Source organism: Marinobacter sp. bablab_jr003, from assembly GCF_016464245.1.
Lineage (GTDB): Bacteria > Pseudomonadota > Gammaproteobacteria > Pseudomonadales > Oleiphilaceae > Marinobacter > Marinobacter vinifirmus.
Genome location: NZ_JADARC010000126.1, coordinates 1 through 14,087 on the forward strand (window position 1 = coordinate 1; position 14,087 = coordinate 14,087).

General features: G+C 56.6%; 11 protein-coding genes. 3 read left to right on the plus strand and 8 right to left on the minus strand.

All coding sequences use genetic code 11. From position 1 onward, the window contains the following. Nucleotides 1-241: 241 nt before the first annotated feature. Together H3Z84_RS15595 and H3Z84_RS15600 are read left to right on the plus strand one after the other, a co-directional pair. On the plus strand, nt 242-541 hold the full coding sequence (locus H3Z84_RS15595) for a helix-turn-helix domain-containing protein (RefSeq protein WP_199458117.1): 300 nt from the start codon (nt 242-244) through the stop codon (nt 539-541). A gap of 131 nt (nt 542-672) precedes the next feature. After that, nucleotides 673-1,710 carry an NAD(P)H-dependent flavin oxidoreductase gene (locus H3Z84_RS15600; RefSeq protein WP_199458118.1) on the plus strand — a complete coding sequence of 346 codons (1,038 nt, stop codon included), beginning with the start codon at nt 673-675 and terminating at the stop codon, nt 1,708-1,710. A gap of 49 nt (nt 1,711-1,759) precedes the next feature. Here the strand turns inward: H3Z84_RS15600 and H3Z84_RS15605 are convergent, their stop codons facing one another. The 7 genes from H3Z84_RS15605 to H3Z84_RS15635 form a co-directional block, all read right to left on the minus strand. Beyond that, nucleotides 1,760-3,616 carry a GGDEF domain-containing protein gene (locus H3Z84_RS15605; protein WP_199458119.1) on the minus strand — a complete coding sequence of 619 codons (1,857 nt, stop codon included), beginning with the start codon at nt 3,614-3,616 and terminating at the stop codon, nt 1,760-1,762. 73 nt (nt 3,617-3,689) lie between these two features. Continuing rightward, complete coding sequence (locus tag H3Z84_RS15610; RefSeq protein ID WP_199458120.1) at nt 3,690-4,148, minus strand: fibronectin type III domain-containing protein; 459 nt, start codon at nt 4,146-4,148, stop codon at nt 3,690-3,692. A gap of 298 nt (nt 4,149-4,446) precedes the next feature. After that, nucleotides 4,447-4,641, minus strand: coding sequence for a hypothetical protein (locus H3Z84_RS15615; RefSeq protein WP_022988799.1), 195 nt, complete (start codon nt 4,639-4,641; stop codon nt 4,447-4,449). Between the two features lie 86 nt (nt 4,642-4,727). Further along, nucleotides 4,728-6,410, minus strand: coding sequence for a class I SAM-dependent methyltransferase (locus H3Z84_RS15620; protein WP_199458121.1), 1,683 nt, complete (start codon nt 6,408-6,410; stop codon nt 4,728-4,730). Further along, nucleotides 6,407-9,538, minus strand: coding sequence for a DUF3427 domain-containing protein (locus H3Z84_RS15625; RefSeq protein WP_199458122.1), 3,132 nt, complete (start codon nt 9,536-9,538; stop codon nt 6,407-6,409). The genes H3Z84_RS15620 and H3Z84_RS15625 overlap by 4 nt, the downstream gene beginning before the upstream one ends. A 128-nt stretch (nt 9,539-9,666) precedes the next feature. Then, nucleotides 9,667-10,014: a hypothetical protein gene (locus tag H3Z84_RS15630; protein ID WP_199458123.1), complete on the minus strand. Its 348-nt coding sequence runs from the start codon at nt 10,012-10,014 to the stop codon at nt 9,667-9,669. Nucleotides 10,015-10,170: 156 nt separating this feature from the next. Beyond that, entirely contained in the window at nt 10,171-12,045 is a 1,875-nt protein-coding gene (locus H3Z84_RS15635; protein WP_199458124.1) for a diguanylate cyclase, read from the minus strand. A gap of 247 nt (nt 12,046-12,292) precedes the next feature. Here H3Z84_RS15635 and H3Z84_RS15640 point away from each other — a divergent pair, with 247 nt between their 5' ends. Beyond that, the gene (locus H3Z84_RS15640) at nt 12,293-13,813 is read left to right on the plus strand and encodes a putative bifunctional diguanylate cyclase/phosphodiesterase (RefSeq protein WP_199458125.1); all 1,521 of its coding nucleotides are present in this window, start codon (nt 12,293-12,295) and stop codon (nt 13,811-13,813) included. A gap of 79 nt (nt 13,814-13,892) precedes the next feature. On the opposite strand, the gene H3Z84_RS15645 is transcribed toward H3Z84_RS15640, so the two are convergent. Continuing rightward, a partial coding sequence (locus tag H3Z84_RS15645; RefSeq protein WP_199458126.1) for an IS3 family transposase occupies nt 13,893-14,087 on the minus strand: 195 nt, incomplete at its 5' end.

The window sequence follows — 14,087 nt, forward strand, 5'->3', positions numbered from 1 at the left end:
CATTGAATTCTCTGGAGATGCGGTTGAAGCTGGCCCCGCCGTCGAGGTAAAGCTTCACCATCTTTAATTTGAATGCTTCACTATGTGTTCTTGTCATGTGACTCCCCAAAAGTCGGTGTCCAACTTTCGGGGGTCACTTCATACTGGGGGTCTGACCCCGAATTGGTTGCATTCGGCGAAAATGAAACTAATATGATTCTATTATAGTATTTTGAAACTTATACGTTGCCAGAAAGGGCCCATGAGCAAAGTCCACGAACAGTTGAAAGATCGCCGCAAATCTCTTGGACTGCGCCAGCAGGATATGGAGATGCGCATCGGCATGCCTCGCCAGCAGTATCAGCGGCTTGAGTCTGGGGGTAATTCACGACTAGAAACCCTTGAACTAGTAGCCAAAGGACTGAAGATGCGAGTTATGCTAATACCAGAAGAGAAAGCGAGGGCTGTTGCGGCTTTTCTGGAAGGCAAGGCAGAACTAATCCCCAACTCCAACCCCATCGCAGACAACCCCTGGCAAGGCCTGTTAGACGAAGACGACTGATGTCGCAACACTGGCAAACCCTACACCCAGACTTCCGGATCGACTAAAAATCAACCAACGGGGTCAGACCCCCGATACATTCAGCCACACGAAATGTACTGGGGGTCTGACCCCGAATTGGAGGAGAGAGTATGAGTAACGCACTGACAGCCCTGTTTAACGTCGAGAAGCCCATCATCCAGGCGCCGATGGCGGGGGTTCAGGATTATCGGCTGTCAGCGGCGGTTTCGAATGCCGGCGGGCTCGGGTCTTTGCCTTGTGCGATGTTGGGGCCGGACGCCTTGCGGGAGGAACTTAAGGCGTTGGATGAAGCCACCAGCAAGCCCTACAACCTGAACTTTTTTGCGCACACCCCGCCCGAGCCTAACCCTCAGCAAGAAGCCAACTGGCAGCAGGCGCTGGCGCCCTACTACAAGGAGTTCGGCATTGACCCCGCCAGCATTACCGCCGGCCCGGGGCGTATGCCGTTTAATGAAGAATCCGCAGCGATTGTGGAAGAGTTCCGCCCCGCTGTGGTGAGTTTTCACTTTGGCCTGCCGAAGCCGGAACTTCTGGAGCGCGTCAAGAAAGCCGGGGCGAAGGTGCTGTCCACTGCCACCACCGTGGACGAAGCCCTCTGGCTGGAACAGCACGGCGCCGATGCCATCATCGCCCAAGGCATGGAAGCCGGCGGGCATCGCGGCATTTTTCTTACCACGGACATGACCACCCAGATGGGCACGTTCGCCCTGCTGCCGCAGATTGTGGCTGCAGTGAAGATTCCGGTCATCGCCGCCGGTGGCATTGCCACGGCTGAAGGTGTGCGGGCAGCCCTGGACCTGGGCGCCGTAGCTGCACAAATCGGCACCGCATTCATGCTCTGCCCGGAAGCCACCACCAAGCCCCTGCACCGAGAGGCCCTGAAAAGCCCGGCGGCGCGGCATACGGCCATCACCAACCTGTTCTCCGGCGGCCCGGCGCGGGGCATTGTTAACCGGGTAATGCGGGAACTGGGCCCGGTTTGCGATCAGGCACCGGCATTTCCCCTGGCAACGAATGCCATTGCACCGCTGCGGGCGGCCGGAGAAGCGGCTGGCACCGGGGATTTCTCACCATTGTGGTCCGGGCAGAATGCCAGCGGTTGTCGGGAAATTCCGGCGGGAGTGTTGGTAGAAGAATTGGCAGGCTAAAAAGGGGTCGTACCCCTGCCGGGAGTACGACCCCTTTGTAGCCTGCGTGTTATTTGAGGAGTTCTTTCAGGGGTACAGGGCGGGAGAAGTAGAAACCCTGCAGCAAGTCACAACCGTGGGCGCGCAGGTATTCGTGTTGGGCTTCGGTTTCCACACCCTCGGCAACCACTTCCAGGCCCAGGTGGTGGGTCATGGTGATCACGCCTTTCACAATGGCGGCATTGTGGCGGCTGGTGTCGATATCGTTGATGAAACTGCGGTCTATCTTCACCTTGTTGATGGGCAAGTCCCGCAGGTAACTGAGGCTGGAGAAGCCGGTGCCGAAATCGTCGATAGCCACCTTCACGCCCAGGTTACGCAGTGCCTGAACCTGTTCCAAGGCCTTTTCCGCCGCGCTCATCAGCACGCCTTCAGTCACTTCCAGTTCCAGGCAAGACGGGCTCAGGCCACTGTCTTCCAGCACACCCTGGATTTCACTGAAAAAACTGGACCGACGAAAATGCACCGGTGAAATATTCACAGCCAACGTAATGGACCTGCCCAGGTGCTCAACAATCTGCTTCATATCGTGGCAGGCCTGGCGCAGCACGCAGCGGCCGATGTCGATAATCTGGCCGGTTGCTTCCGCCACCGGAATAAACAGCCCCGGCGGCACCAGCCCGCGTTCCGGATGCTGCCAGCGCACCAGTGCCTCTACCCCGCGAATCTCGGTGGTGGCGGCATCTACCAGCGGCTGGTAATGCACCACAAACTGATCGCCCTCGATCGCCTCCAGCAGCTCCCGGCGAATCGCCACATGCTCGCGAATGGAACTGTCTTGCTCGCCAGCGTACCACTCCCAGGTATTTCGCCCCTGGTTCTTGGCCTCGCGCACCGCAGTATGGGCGTGGGCCATCAGCACGCAATTGCCCTCACAGCCATCGGAGCCAGACGCAATCCCGATGCTGGCACTGATATGCACCGTGTGCTCGCCCACCACAAACGGGCGGGACAACAACGCAAGCACCGTATCTGCTGTCTTCAGAGGCAACTCATCGGTGTACTCACTGCGAGTGCCCAACAGAATGCCAAACTCGTCGCCACCAAGGCGCGCCAGAAACGCTTCTTTCGGTAACTCTGCCCGCAATCGCCCGGCCACCGCCTGCAACAGTTGGTCGCCCACCGTGTGGCCCAGGCCTTCGTTAATCGTGGTAAAGCCGTCCAGGTTCACCAGCAACCCCACCAGCCGGTCGCCATTCGAGCAGCAATGCTCGTTCAGCAACGCCTCAAAACTGGTGCGGTTGGGCAAGCGGGTTAGCGGATCGTGGGTTTCCTGAAAACGCAGTTCAGACAGCGTGTTTTCATGCTGGTACAGTAACCTGCGATAACGCTGCTCGTGATCCTGAAGCGCTTTTCTGTCGCGCTCCCGGGCGGTCGCCAACGCCAACAGGCCAGACGCCCGGTACATCAACACCAGGTCTTCACTAGCCGGTTCAGAAGGATAGCGGCCATAAACCGCAAAGGTGCCCAACAGATCATTGCCCGGGGTAAGCACCGGCACAGACCAGCAAGACTTCAGGCTCTCGGCCCGGGCCAGGTGCGCGAAGGGCGCCCAGTCCGGCTCGTGCTCTATATTCGGGGTAATGACAACTTCGCGGGTGAAGGCTGTCTTGCCGCAGCTGGCCACATTCGGGCCGATCACAACCCGCTGCATGGCCTGGCGGTAGGTTTCAGACACGCCCTGCCCTGCAACCAGGCTAAGGGTGTTGTCGGAGGGGTCGTACATCATGAAAGACACCACGCACTCCGGCATCTGGCGTGCGACCATCTCGGTAATGGCGCCCAGGATTTCCTCGAACGGGACCTGGTGGGCAATCATGTCCTGAATTTTTTGCTGGTCTGCCAGCTCGGCCATTCTGCGCTTCATAGTGAATCCGTTCGGGCAACGTCCATATGTGTTTCACTATAGCCGAAATGCCGACAATTCCTACAGGTTGTCATCAGGAAGAAATCTTTTTGCTAACCATCTCGGACGGCGCGCTGAGCAGACCGGCGTGGTCTTGCGCCTGCACCGTAAAATACCAGGTGCCCGGCTTTAGGCCGGTGATGGTGTAAGACGGGTAACTTTGCGAATCTTCGGCCGCAGCGTCTGGAACAACAACCTGTTCAGTAAGGTTGTCTTTGTCCTGGCCATAGCGAATAACGTAGCTGTCTAACTCACTCATCGACAAGCCAGAACCGTCCTCACGACTGCTGGGCGCTGTCCAGCTGAGTACCGCCTTGCGTTCAGAAACCGACTCGCTGCCCACAGCAGACTCCTGCCCCGATGGCACAGAAGAGCCACCCGCCCGGGCGCTACCCACGTCATCACCAGAGCCACCGCCACCACAACCGGCCAGCAGCACACCAAACAGGACAACAACCAGGTACAGGGGGAATTTCTGCAAAAAATGGGGCATAGGAAACAACACCGCAGAGGGAGAGATTTCGCAGAATTTTAAATTGTTAGCGGCGGGGAGACTGTGACAAAAACGCGTTTGTTTGTGACGGTAGGTTAACTGGACAACTACATAGCTAGCGTATCAACGGGCCGCACAGGGCGGCCCGCTATCGCATCAGGCAGCTTTCTTCAGCTTCTTCTTCAGCGACTTGATCTTGGCTTCGTGCTTTTCGATCTTGGCTTTACGGGCGTTGATCTTTTTCTTCAGGTTCTTCTCAGCTTTCTTGGACATAATTGCCTCCTGGGCATTGTCGCGGCTAGTTTGCGGGTTTGTTCTTCTTGATAAACCCACGAATAAACTGCCTGATTTCGCGAGCGGCGCTGGTGTCCAGCTCTTCACACAACTCAATGAACTGCTCGCGCTCGGTACTGCTGATACGAATCAGCAGCTGGCTATCTTTCTTGTTGGGCTTCACCTTTTTCGGTTTCACCTTTTTGGGACCATCAGTCACTGCGGATACTCCTGGTGAGGGTGAAGCTCATGGCTGAAAGATATTTACATTGTATATACGTTTTTGGGGAAAGCAAGGCCGGGCAGTTAAACCCCAAGCCACTCCGCCAACTGCAAATTAGTCTTCAACCGCAAACGCTGCTGCAACATTCCCTCAAACACGCTATCTACCGTGCGGCTCTCGCCCAGCAACGGCAACGCAGCTTCCGCTTCGGAGAAGAACTGTTGTTCCCGCTCAGTACCGATGATGGCGTGCTCCCACCACTCGATCACCCGGGGCCGGGCTTGTTTCAGTAACGAATCCGCCGGCAGTTTTTCAGACTTCGCCGCATTGGCGGTATGAGAGGCCGGCAACAGGTTCCAGAGATCGTTATTGTTCCAGCGCGACCAGGGAAAACAGTGGTCAATATCGTAGCGGGTACGGGCAAGATTTCTGGCGGTCCAGACACACTCCACCGAGCCGGCAGTAAGCTGCTGCTCTACCAGCTTGCGCACGACCGTGGTATCTCGCCGCCCCTCTACCCACTGCAACGCCTGATGATAGGTTTCCGTTGAATAACGGGCCTCCCAGCTCCCCATCAGGTTGATCCATTCGTTCACAATTGCCGGCTCAACCCAGCAGGCGTAACGGCGGAATGTGTCCCAGAGCATGGCAGGCACCCGGAAACGGCCGAACCGGGCCAGGGTTTCCTTATCCAGACGAACCGCCTCGTTAGAAATAGTCAGTCGACTGGTGCCACCTTCGAAAACCTGGCGATTGGTGCCCGGCCAGGTGGTGAAGTGGGCGGGGTTCTTGAGAATGTTCGAAGCCGCCAGTTTGATCGCCCGCATAACCACAGGCGCAAACTCCGCCGATAGTGACAAACCAACCCGGAAATCCAGCGGCGACAGCTTGCCAAGTTCATAAAAATCATCCCCGGCAAAACCCAGCCCCCGGGAACCCGGCGCCTGCCGCAAGTGATGCTTCAGCACCAGCGGGTGGTACAGCATGATCCAGAACAGCCCCACTGCCCCAAGTGGCAGCTCTACCCAATCATCGGAGCGGTTCAGTACCAACCCCGGCGCGCTGTCTGCCATGCGCACCAGGGTTCGCAGCAAGCCCAGTTTGTACGTGGAGGATTTGTTGTCATTGATGATGATATGCCGCAGCGTGGGCAACGCCCCGGTGCCATCATCCGGCAGACGGTATACGGCGGTTTCCCACCACACATCCTCGCGTTTAAGCTGATCCGCACGCGGCATATCCGGCAAAGGCACCGGCATAACCGCCCGGTGGCGGGCAAAGCTGTCCAGCTCGGCCTTCGAGACTTCGTAGAACTGGCGCTCACCATCCCCCGGCCCATGGCGCAGCGTGATAACCAACATACCGGATGGTGCCAGCAGCTCAGTCAAAATCCGGAACGCCCGCTCCCGGTAAGTAGGGGGCAAGTGCATCCAAACCGCAGACACCAGCACCAGATCAAACCGGTAACTGAGTTTTCGGATCTCGCTCAGATCCGGCAGAGAGTCATCCACCCACTGGATACTGCGATGGGCCGTTGCCGCCTCACCAAGCCGACGCAACTCCGCCGCCGGCTCCACCGCCACAACGTCCCAGCCACGCTCCGCCAGTGCCAACGCATCGCGGCCGCTGCCGGCACCTATATCGAGCGCGAGCCCGGTTTTCTTGTCCAGCTGGGGGAGCCAGTCGCTGTGGACCTGTTCGAAGGTCAGGGACTGGTATTGGGTGAAGAATTTTTGGGCGTTTTTGTTGTAAGGACCGTAACTCATGCCACCGCCAGCTTAGCCGCCTGCTGCCACATAAAGTTCGGCATCGGCGTTTGGAGTTTCCACGTGATACTCATGGGCTGCGAACCGGTATGAGACACGTAATCCACCTCTCCGTAATTCACAAACCCCATCGTGCGGCCATATTCGTCTTTCGCTTGCTCTCTTACAAACAGGAACAAACGTTTGTTGATGGCTTGGTGTTGAATATAGTCCTTACCTTTGCCACGGTCAGGCCGCGCGCTGTTTTGCGACTGCCAGTGAAACAACTGCTCGTTGATCACGTAGTCGTGGTACATGGTGGTTGGTGAGAACTGCTTTTCGTTTTTATCCAGGGTGACAAACAGCAGCTCGATATTCTGATCCTGAATGACATACACACCTTCCCTCGATGGTGGCTGGTGCTCGAACGTCATGGCACCAAAGCCAACCAGAATCTGCTCTCGGGAATAGCGGGCGTGCAATCGCAGCGGGACTTCCTGTAACTCCGGCATGGCCGGCTGTTCGTGCTTGGTTTTCGACAGTTTCCAGTCGAGCACGTCCGCCAGCTCCTGTTCCAGCCCCAGCTTGCTGAGTTCTGCCAGGCTTTGAGCCAGCGAATCAAACTCCAGCTCCGGCCCCGCTTTCTGCCAGAAGTCGTAATGGCACATCAGGGCTTGGCGATTGCTGGCGTCGTCCCAGCTAAACCCGGCCTGGCATAGTTTCTTGAGGAACATCAGGTACTGGTGATCGTCGCAAATCAAAATCCGGTTATAGATGGCCTTCCTGGCTAGTTTGAACGGCGAGTCATCGGCTACGTCTTCGTCTTTCGCTTTACTCACCAGTTCGGCCCAGCTGCCCCGTTTGTAGAGCTCGTTCAAGTCGATATGGGGATGATGGGTTATAAAGTTCTTCAGTGTGAGTGGCTGAGTGGAGTGCTGTGGGAACTGCCGAACAAGAGATACCAGCCGCTTCATGGTCAGCGTGGCTTGCCGGATGTTGCTCAGCACCATTTCCTGGGTTTTCTTGGTGAGCTCAATTCGGCAACCCAGTGGCGCATGGGGAAAGCCCTGCTTCAGTTCATCCGTAATCGAGCGTTCTGACTTACCCACCAGTGCCCGGAATTTATTGGCAAAATCATACTCAGGCCGAGAGTTGCCCACGAAATCCAGAACCGTGCAGCAGCCTTTGTCGTCTGCCAAACGCAGTCCACGGCCGAGTTGCTGCAGGAAGATGGTCAGGCTCTCGGTGGGGCGCAGGAACAGCAAGGTGTCCACTTCCGGAATATCGACGCCTTCGTTGAAGATGTCGACCACACACAGCACGTTGATTTGCCCGGAACGAATGGCTTGCTGCTTTTGTTGGCGTTCGTGGCTGTTGTCACTGGTGAGCACATCGGCCCTGATGCCGTGAAGCAGAAGTTGCTCCACCATGAAGGTCGCGTGTTCACGGCTCACACAGAAAGCGAGGGCTTTCATGCTGGTAATGTCGGTGACGATTTCCCGCAGACTGCGCAGAATCTTGTCTACCCGGCTCTGGTTGTGGGTGTAGAGGTTGGTTAGCTGAACCACATCGTAACGGCCACGATTCCAGGGAATGGTGCGCAGGTCGGTATCGTCATCTATGCCGAAGTATTGGAATGGGCAAAGGTGGCGGCGGTTGATGGCCTCCGGCAGCCGGAGTTCGGCGGCAATCACGCCTCCAAAATCACTGAGGATATCGCCACCGTCGTGCCGCTCTGGCGTCGCGGTCAGGCCCAGAAGTATCTCAGGCGAGAAGTGCTCCAGTACCGCCCGGTAACTGGAGGCGGCAATGTGGTGCACTTCGTCAATTACGATGTAGTCGTAATAGCCTTCCGTCAGTTTCAGCTGATCCAGCTGGTTGTTCAGGGTCTGAATCGAGACGAACAACTGGCGGTAGTGTTCCGGCAACTGGCCGCCTACCCAGAGTTCTCCGAAGGCGTTATTACGCAGCACGCCACGATAAGCTTCGCGGGCTTGCCGCAGAATTTCTTCCCGGTGCGCCACAAACAGAAAATGGGCGTTTGGCTTTGCTTTCAGGAACCGCCGGAAATCAAACGCCGAAATCAGCGTCTTGCCAGTACCGGTGGCGGCCACAACAAGGTTACGGAAACGCTGGTGCACGTCCCTTTCTACGGACAGCTGCTCCAGAATGTCCTTCTGGTGGGGGAACGGCGTGATTTCGAAATAGTGGGAGGAGCCAGGGGCGTCCAATCCTTTTTGTTGTTTTAGTGCGCGGTTGAGCTTTTCGGTACTCTCAGCCTGGCCATCAAACCTCTCAAAGTCTTCCGAGGCCCAATAGGTTTCAAAAGTGCTGAGAGATTTGTTGATGATGTGAGGAATTTCCTGAGAGGTGATTTTCAGGTTCCACTCAAGGCCGTTGGTCAGCGCCGATCGGGACAGGTTGGATGAACCGATGTAACCGGTGTGAAAGCCTGTATTCCGGAGAAACAAATAGCTTTTGGCGTGCAGCCTTTCACGCTCTGTGTTGTAGCTCAGCTTCACTTCGGTGTTCGGCAGGCTGGCCAGGTACTCAACGGCTTTGGCATCCGTTGCCCCCATGTAGGAGGTGGTGATGATCTTGAGCTCACGGCCACTGGCGGTAAAGGCTTCCAGTTCTTTCCGGAAAATGCGGATGCCGGCCCATTTGATAAACGACACCAGCCAGTAGATTTTGTCTGCTGACAGAATTTCGCGCTTCAGTTCGGATTCCAGCGACAAGCCGGCATTGCTGCCTGAGAACAGCTCGCTTTGGGTTAATCCCGTTAGAGGGAAGATGTCTTCAACGTACTGTTTCAGGTTGGCTGCAACCGGGTTTTCCAACTCGTACAGAGCCGTCAGGATCTTTCCCTGGCTATCGAGCAGGTTCTCGTCCAGAAAGCCTTCGTCGGAAATCTGGCTCTTGAGCCACATCAGCAACTGGTTGGAGAGCTCAATTTGCTCCTGAAGCCGGTCGTCTCCCGACGGCACGGCTTCAATGGCGAATTCCAGAATGTTGGACAGGAATCGTGACAGCCACACCGAGGCTTCGGCGCTGTTGAGCTGGCGTTCACCAACGTAGAACTTGTCTCTGTCGAGGCGGCTTTCGATGAGCTTGGTGATTAGCTGCTCGTAGATTCCGGTTTGTTGCATTACCTACGTTCCATGTTGATGGCACATCTGGCAAGAACCGTAGCGTTCAACGTCCCGGTTTCCAAGGAAATCTTAAGACTTTCTCTCTGGCTCGGCTTAATTTTGCATTTGTTTACGAACCAATTTCCCTACTCACACACCAAATTCCCCAACGCATCCTCCCTGCACCGCCGCCCTTCCCGGTCCCGCCAGTTCCCCAACGAATCCTTGCGCCAAACCTCTTCACCATCAGAAGACCGATAGTTTCCAAGGCTGTCTTTGCGGTAGCGGTTGCCGGTGCGGTTGTCGTTCCAGTGGCCGAACGCGTCTTTGCGTAGTGTGCCCTGTTCGCCGTTGTCGCACTGGTAGCGCATGTTGCCCAGGGCGTCTTTGCGGTAGGTGCAGTTTTCCTGTGCGGGCAGCCAGCCGGATGCCAGCACAAGCAGTGCTATGGCCAGGGCGATCATCAGGTGTTTCGCCACGGTATTCGCTCGCATGGTGCGCCCTCCCCTGGCGTTGCCTTTGTTCCAGTGTAGTCACGGGGGCGACAGGTAGCGTCGTGCGGTGGTTTTTTTGTGAGTGGGTTCAGGTATTGGCCAGGCGGGCGGGCAGTTGCTGGCCGGTGCGCAGTTTGTGGGTGAGTGAGAGCCCGGTTATTCTGAACCGTTACCCGTTATCGGCTGGTAAAACTGAACCTGGTTCCGGCCTGCGTGCTTTGCAAGGTAAAGGGCTTTGTCTGCCTTTTCCAGCAACTGTTTTAAGCTTTCCTCGCCACTATACTGTGCCACACCACAACTGGTGGTTATGGTAATTTCCTGGCCGTCGTCCAGGGTGCACAGCATGTCACCCACCGCCACGCGAATCCGCTCAGCCAGGACCAACACTTGCTCCTTGGTCAGGTGGCGCACGGCCAAGGCAAATTCCTCTCCCCCCAGGCGACCAAACACATCATCCCTTCTCAGAAGGTGACTGACGGTCTTTACAAAGGTTTTTAGTACTGTATCACCCGCGCCATGGCCGAAGGTATCGTTCACACGTTTGAAGTGGTCGAGATCCAACACGATGACATAGAGCGCGGCATTATCGTTGTCCACCCAGCTGCTGACCACCGACAACCATGCGCCCCGGTTTAATACTCCGGTTAAGGCATCTGTGCGGGCCAGCTGGGTCAGGTTACGCTCTGTCTCAACATGGCGACTTACGTCTGCAATGGCCAGGATGGCACCTCTGTTTTCAGGATCACCAAACGCCCGAACACTCATACTCAGGTGCACGATGCGGCCATTCCTGCCTACCATGCGCTCTTTGTCTGCGCGGCTGTCCTCGCCTGTAGCCAGGGTGTGCAGTGTCGGGCAAGGCCCGTCATGCAGGCTATGGCCATCCGGGGTAACGTGGCAGGTTTGGTGCAGGTCGCGGCCAATCAGCTCCGCTTCTGTCCAGCCCAAAAGCCGTTCACCTTCCGGATTAATCCACTGCACCCGGCATTGTTGGTCTACCATCAACAACCCGTGCCCGGACATTTGCGTAACCACCTGCAACTGATGGTAGTTTTCTGCCAGCACCCGCTGCATTTGCCACTTACGCGTGTTAGCGCGTCGCCATAGCAAGAGCAAGGGGTAGGTTACCAGCAGTCCGGAAATCAGCCGAACGCCCGCTTTTTTGACCGAATCCATCCCGACGGCCGAACAGGGCTCCCCTGCCGTTCGCTGGGCCAGCAACAGTTCGGGAGACTCAACGCGAGGATCCGAATAACGGTGCCAGCGGTAGTTATAGCACTCGTCTTCCAACTCGAACTGTCCCTGCTGAGCGCCACGCACTTGTTGCCACAATGCCGGATAGCTAGCCGAAAACCGACTGGCGGAATCATCAGCAAACGCCCAGTCGGCAACACCACCACCGGCTATCCAACCGCCGGCGTCGTCAAGCACGACCAGGTCAGTACCGTCCGGCAACGCTGTGCGCAGGTGTTGCAGCAATTCATTCGCCTTGGCATTGAGCACCACCATGCCACCCTTTTCACCATCCACGTGTACGCTGGCGACTACCCGAACCGTGGGCACAAAGGGAACTTGAATGCGGCCATTTTCAACATTTAGGTCAAAGCGGGACACAAAGACGCTCCCCGCCTCTCCTGCCAGCCCCGCTTTCACGTAGTCACGATGGATTTTAAGCTGTAAGCCCTGCGTGACCAGTTGTGGCTCACCGTTGTAGTTGTTAACCCGAACCTGTTCAACTCCGGAACGATCTATATAACGTAGCTGGTCATAACTTGGCCTCAGACCTGCGAGGTTCAGAAACGCCTGTTCTAAAGATAGCAAGCCCTCTGCGGACAGGTCTCTTATGTACATCTGCAACACCGGAGAGGCGGCAATTACATCGGCATCACGTGTCAGTTGCTGCACATAGCCGGCTGTCATCAGCTGCATCAGCTCCAGGTTACGGTTGATGTCGACTTGTTCCAGCTCCCGATCTTTCTGGTAGGTAGGGTATTGAGTGACAAAAATGACGACAACAATGAGGACCAGCAAAGCGGAACTTTGAAGCAGCAATGAATGACGGGAGAACCAGGTCGGCATATTAAACGTTTCTATCAGTTTGGCGGGCTCATGGTAATCAATCTGCACTATGGCTGTGCTTTGGACAACCATCCACCCCGGATTTTGCAAGAATTTACGTGTTTGACGCTTTATTTACACAACTGCCGTTGTGCAAAAAACAAACTGGCCTAACAATATGCGCCGGTTTTTTCATCCACTCTGAGGCGGCGCTCCGTCTATGCCACAAGTTTCTCACGCACTGCGGTTGCAGGCCTGGCCATTTTTGCTGCTGGCTTGCACTTTGCTGGCCGGTTTTGCCGGTTTGCTGGCGTCTGCCTTTCCGCAGCTGCCAGTGCCGGAACCGCTGCGTTTCTCCTGGGCCGGGTCGCTCACGCTGGTGGTGGGTGGCATGGTTATGTCTGCCTGGCTGTTTCGTTCGTCTGGCCGGGCGTTGTTGCTGAAGAAGCTGGCGTACCAGGCTTCACACGATGCGCTGACAGGCCTGGCCAACCGCACGATGTTTGAAGAGAAGTTGCAGCAGGATTTTACCCTGGCCCGCCAGAACAACCGGCTGATGGCGGTGCTGTTTATAGACCTGGACGAGTTCAAGCCCATTAACGATACCCTGGGCCACAAGGTGGGCGACCGCCTGCTGGTGGCGGTGGCGCGGGCGCTGGAGGCGTGCATTCGCCCTACCGATACGCTGGCCCGATTTGGTGGCGACGAGTTTGTGGTGCTGCTGCCAGACCTGGAATCGGCCCGGCAGGCAGAAGAGGTGGCAGAACGCATTCTGCAGAAGATTGCCCGGCCCCAGCAGGTGGGCGGCCATGAGCTGTACTTGTCTGCCAGTATCGGGATCAGCCTGCTGGATGACAGCGAAACGTCGCCAGAGAAGCTGATTCGCCAGGCAGACATGGCGATGTACAAGGCCAAGCGCCAGGGCCGGGATACGTTTCAGGTGTATTCGACAGAGCTGGACGCCAAGCTTTCACGCCGGGTTACCCTGCGCCAGGATCTGCAAGAGGCCATTCGCAGCGGCCAGTTGTTCCTGCATTACCAGCCTCAGGTAGACCAGAACGGCAAGTTTTTCGGTGTGGAAGCGCTGGTGCGGTGGCAGCACCCTACCCGCGGGCTGATTGCGCCGGAGCGTTTTCTGCCGTTGGCAGAGGAAACCGGCCAGATTGTGCCGCTGGGCAAGTGGATTTTCACCCAGGCCTGTAAGGATGCGGTGCAGCTGAAGGAAATGGGGCTGCTGCCCGGGCGCATGGGGGTGAACCTGTCGCCGCTGCAGTTCCACCGCCCGGGGTTTCTGGACAAGCTGAAGAAGATTCTGGCCGAAACCGGCCTGCCGGCTGATCTGCTGGAGCTGGATTTGACCGAAGGCGTGCTGATGAAAGACCGCTGTCGCGCTATTAGTTTGGTGAATTCCCTGCAGGAGCTGGGAATTTCCACGGCGATTGATGATTTTGGCACCGGCTTTTCCAGCTTCAGCTACCTGAAAGACCTGCCCGCCAGCAGCATCAAAATCGACAAGTCGTTCGTGGAAAACGTGGTCACCAACCACAAAGATGCCGCCGTGTGCAAAGGCGTAATCACCATGGCCCGCGAAATGGGCCTGACCGTGGTTGCCGAAGGCGTGGAAGACGAGGCGCAGTTCGATATCCTAAGAGCGTGGGGCTGCCACCGTTTTCAGGGGTTTTACTTTGCTCGGCCCATGGCTTTGGATGCGCTGGTTAGCTGGGCTCGGGAAGTGGACTGATTAGGGGGCTGACTAGGGGTCTGTCCCTACGAGGACTGACCCCTCTAGTGAAGTGACCCCTAAAACTTGGACAGTTTAATCAGGCTGCAGCGGCAGCCTGCTCTCTGTACTCCACCGGAGTCAGGCCATTGAGTGTCAGCCGGATCCGGTGGTGGTTATAGTAGTCAATGTACTGCTCAATACCGTGTCGTAATTGCTCAACGCTATCGAACCGGTTCAAGTAATAGAACTCGGATTTCAATGTACCGAAGAAGCTCTCCATAGCCGCGTTGTC

Coding starts and splice junctions, on each gene's coding strand:
- H3Z84_RS15605 (WP_199458119.1), bottom strand. CDS start 3,616: ATGAAGCGCAGAATGGCCGAGCTGGCAGACCAGCAAAAAATTCAGGAC.
- H3Z84_RS15595 (WP_199458117.1), top strand. CDS start 242: ATGAGCAAAGTCCACGAACAGTTGAAAGATCGCCGCAAATCTCTTGGA.
- H3Z84_RS15620 (WP_199458121.1), bottom strand. CDS start 6,410: ATGAGTTACGGTCCTTACAACAAAAACGCCCAAAAATTCTTCACCCAA.
- H3Z84_RS15640 (WP_199458125.1), top strand. CDS start 12,293: ATGCCACAAGTTTCTCACGCACTGCGGTTGCAGGCCTGGCCATTTTTG.
- H3Z84_RS15630 (WP_199458123.1), bottom strand. CDS start 10,014: ATGCGAGCGAATACCGTGGCGAAACACCTGATGATCGCCCTGGCCATA.
- H3Z84_RS15600 (WP_199458118.1), top strand. CDS start 673: ATGAGTAACGCACTGACAGCCCTGTTTAACGTCGAGAAGCCCATCATC.
- H3Z84_RS15610 (WP_199458120.1), bottom strand. CDS start 4,148: ATGCCCCATTTTTTGCAGAAATTCCCCCTGTACCTGGTTGTTGTCCTG.
- H3Z84_RS15625 (WP_199458122.1), bottom strand. CDS start 9,538: ATGCAACAAACCGGAATCTACGAGCAGCTAATCACCAAGCTCATCGAA.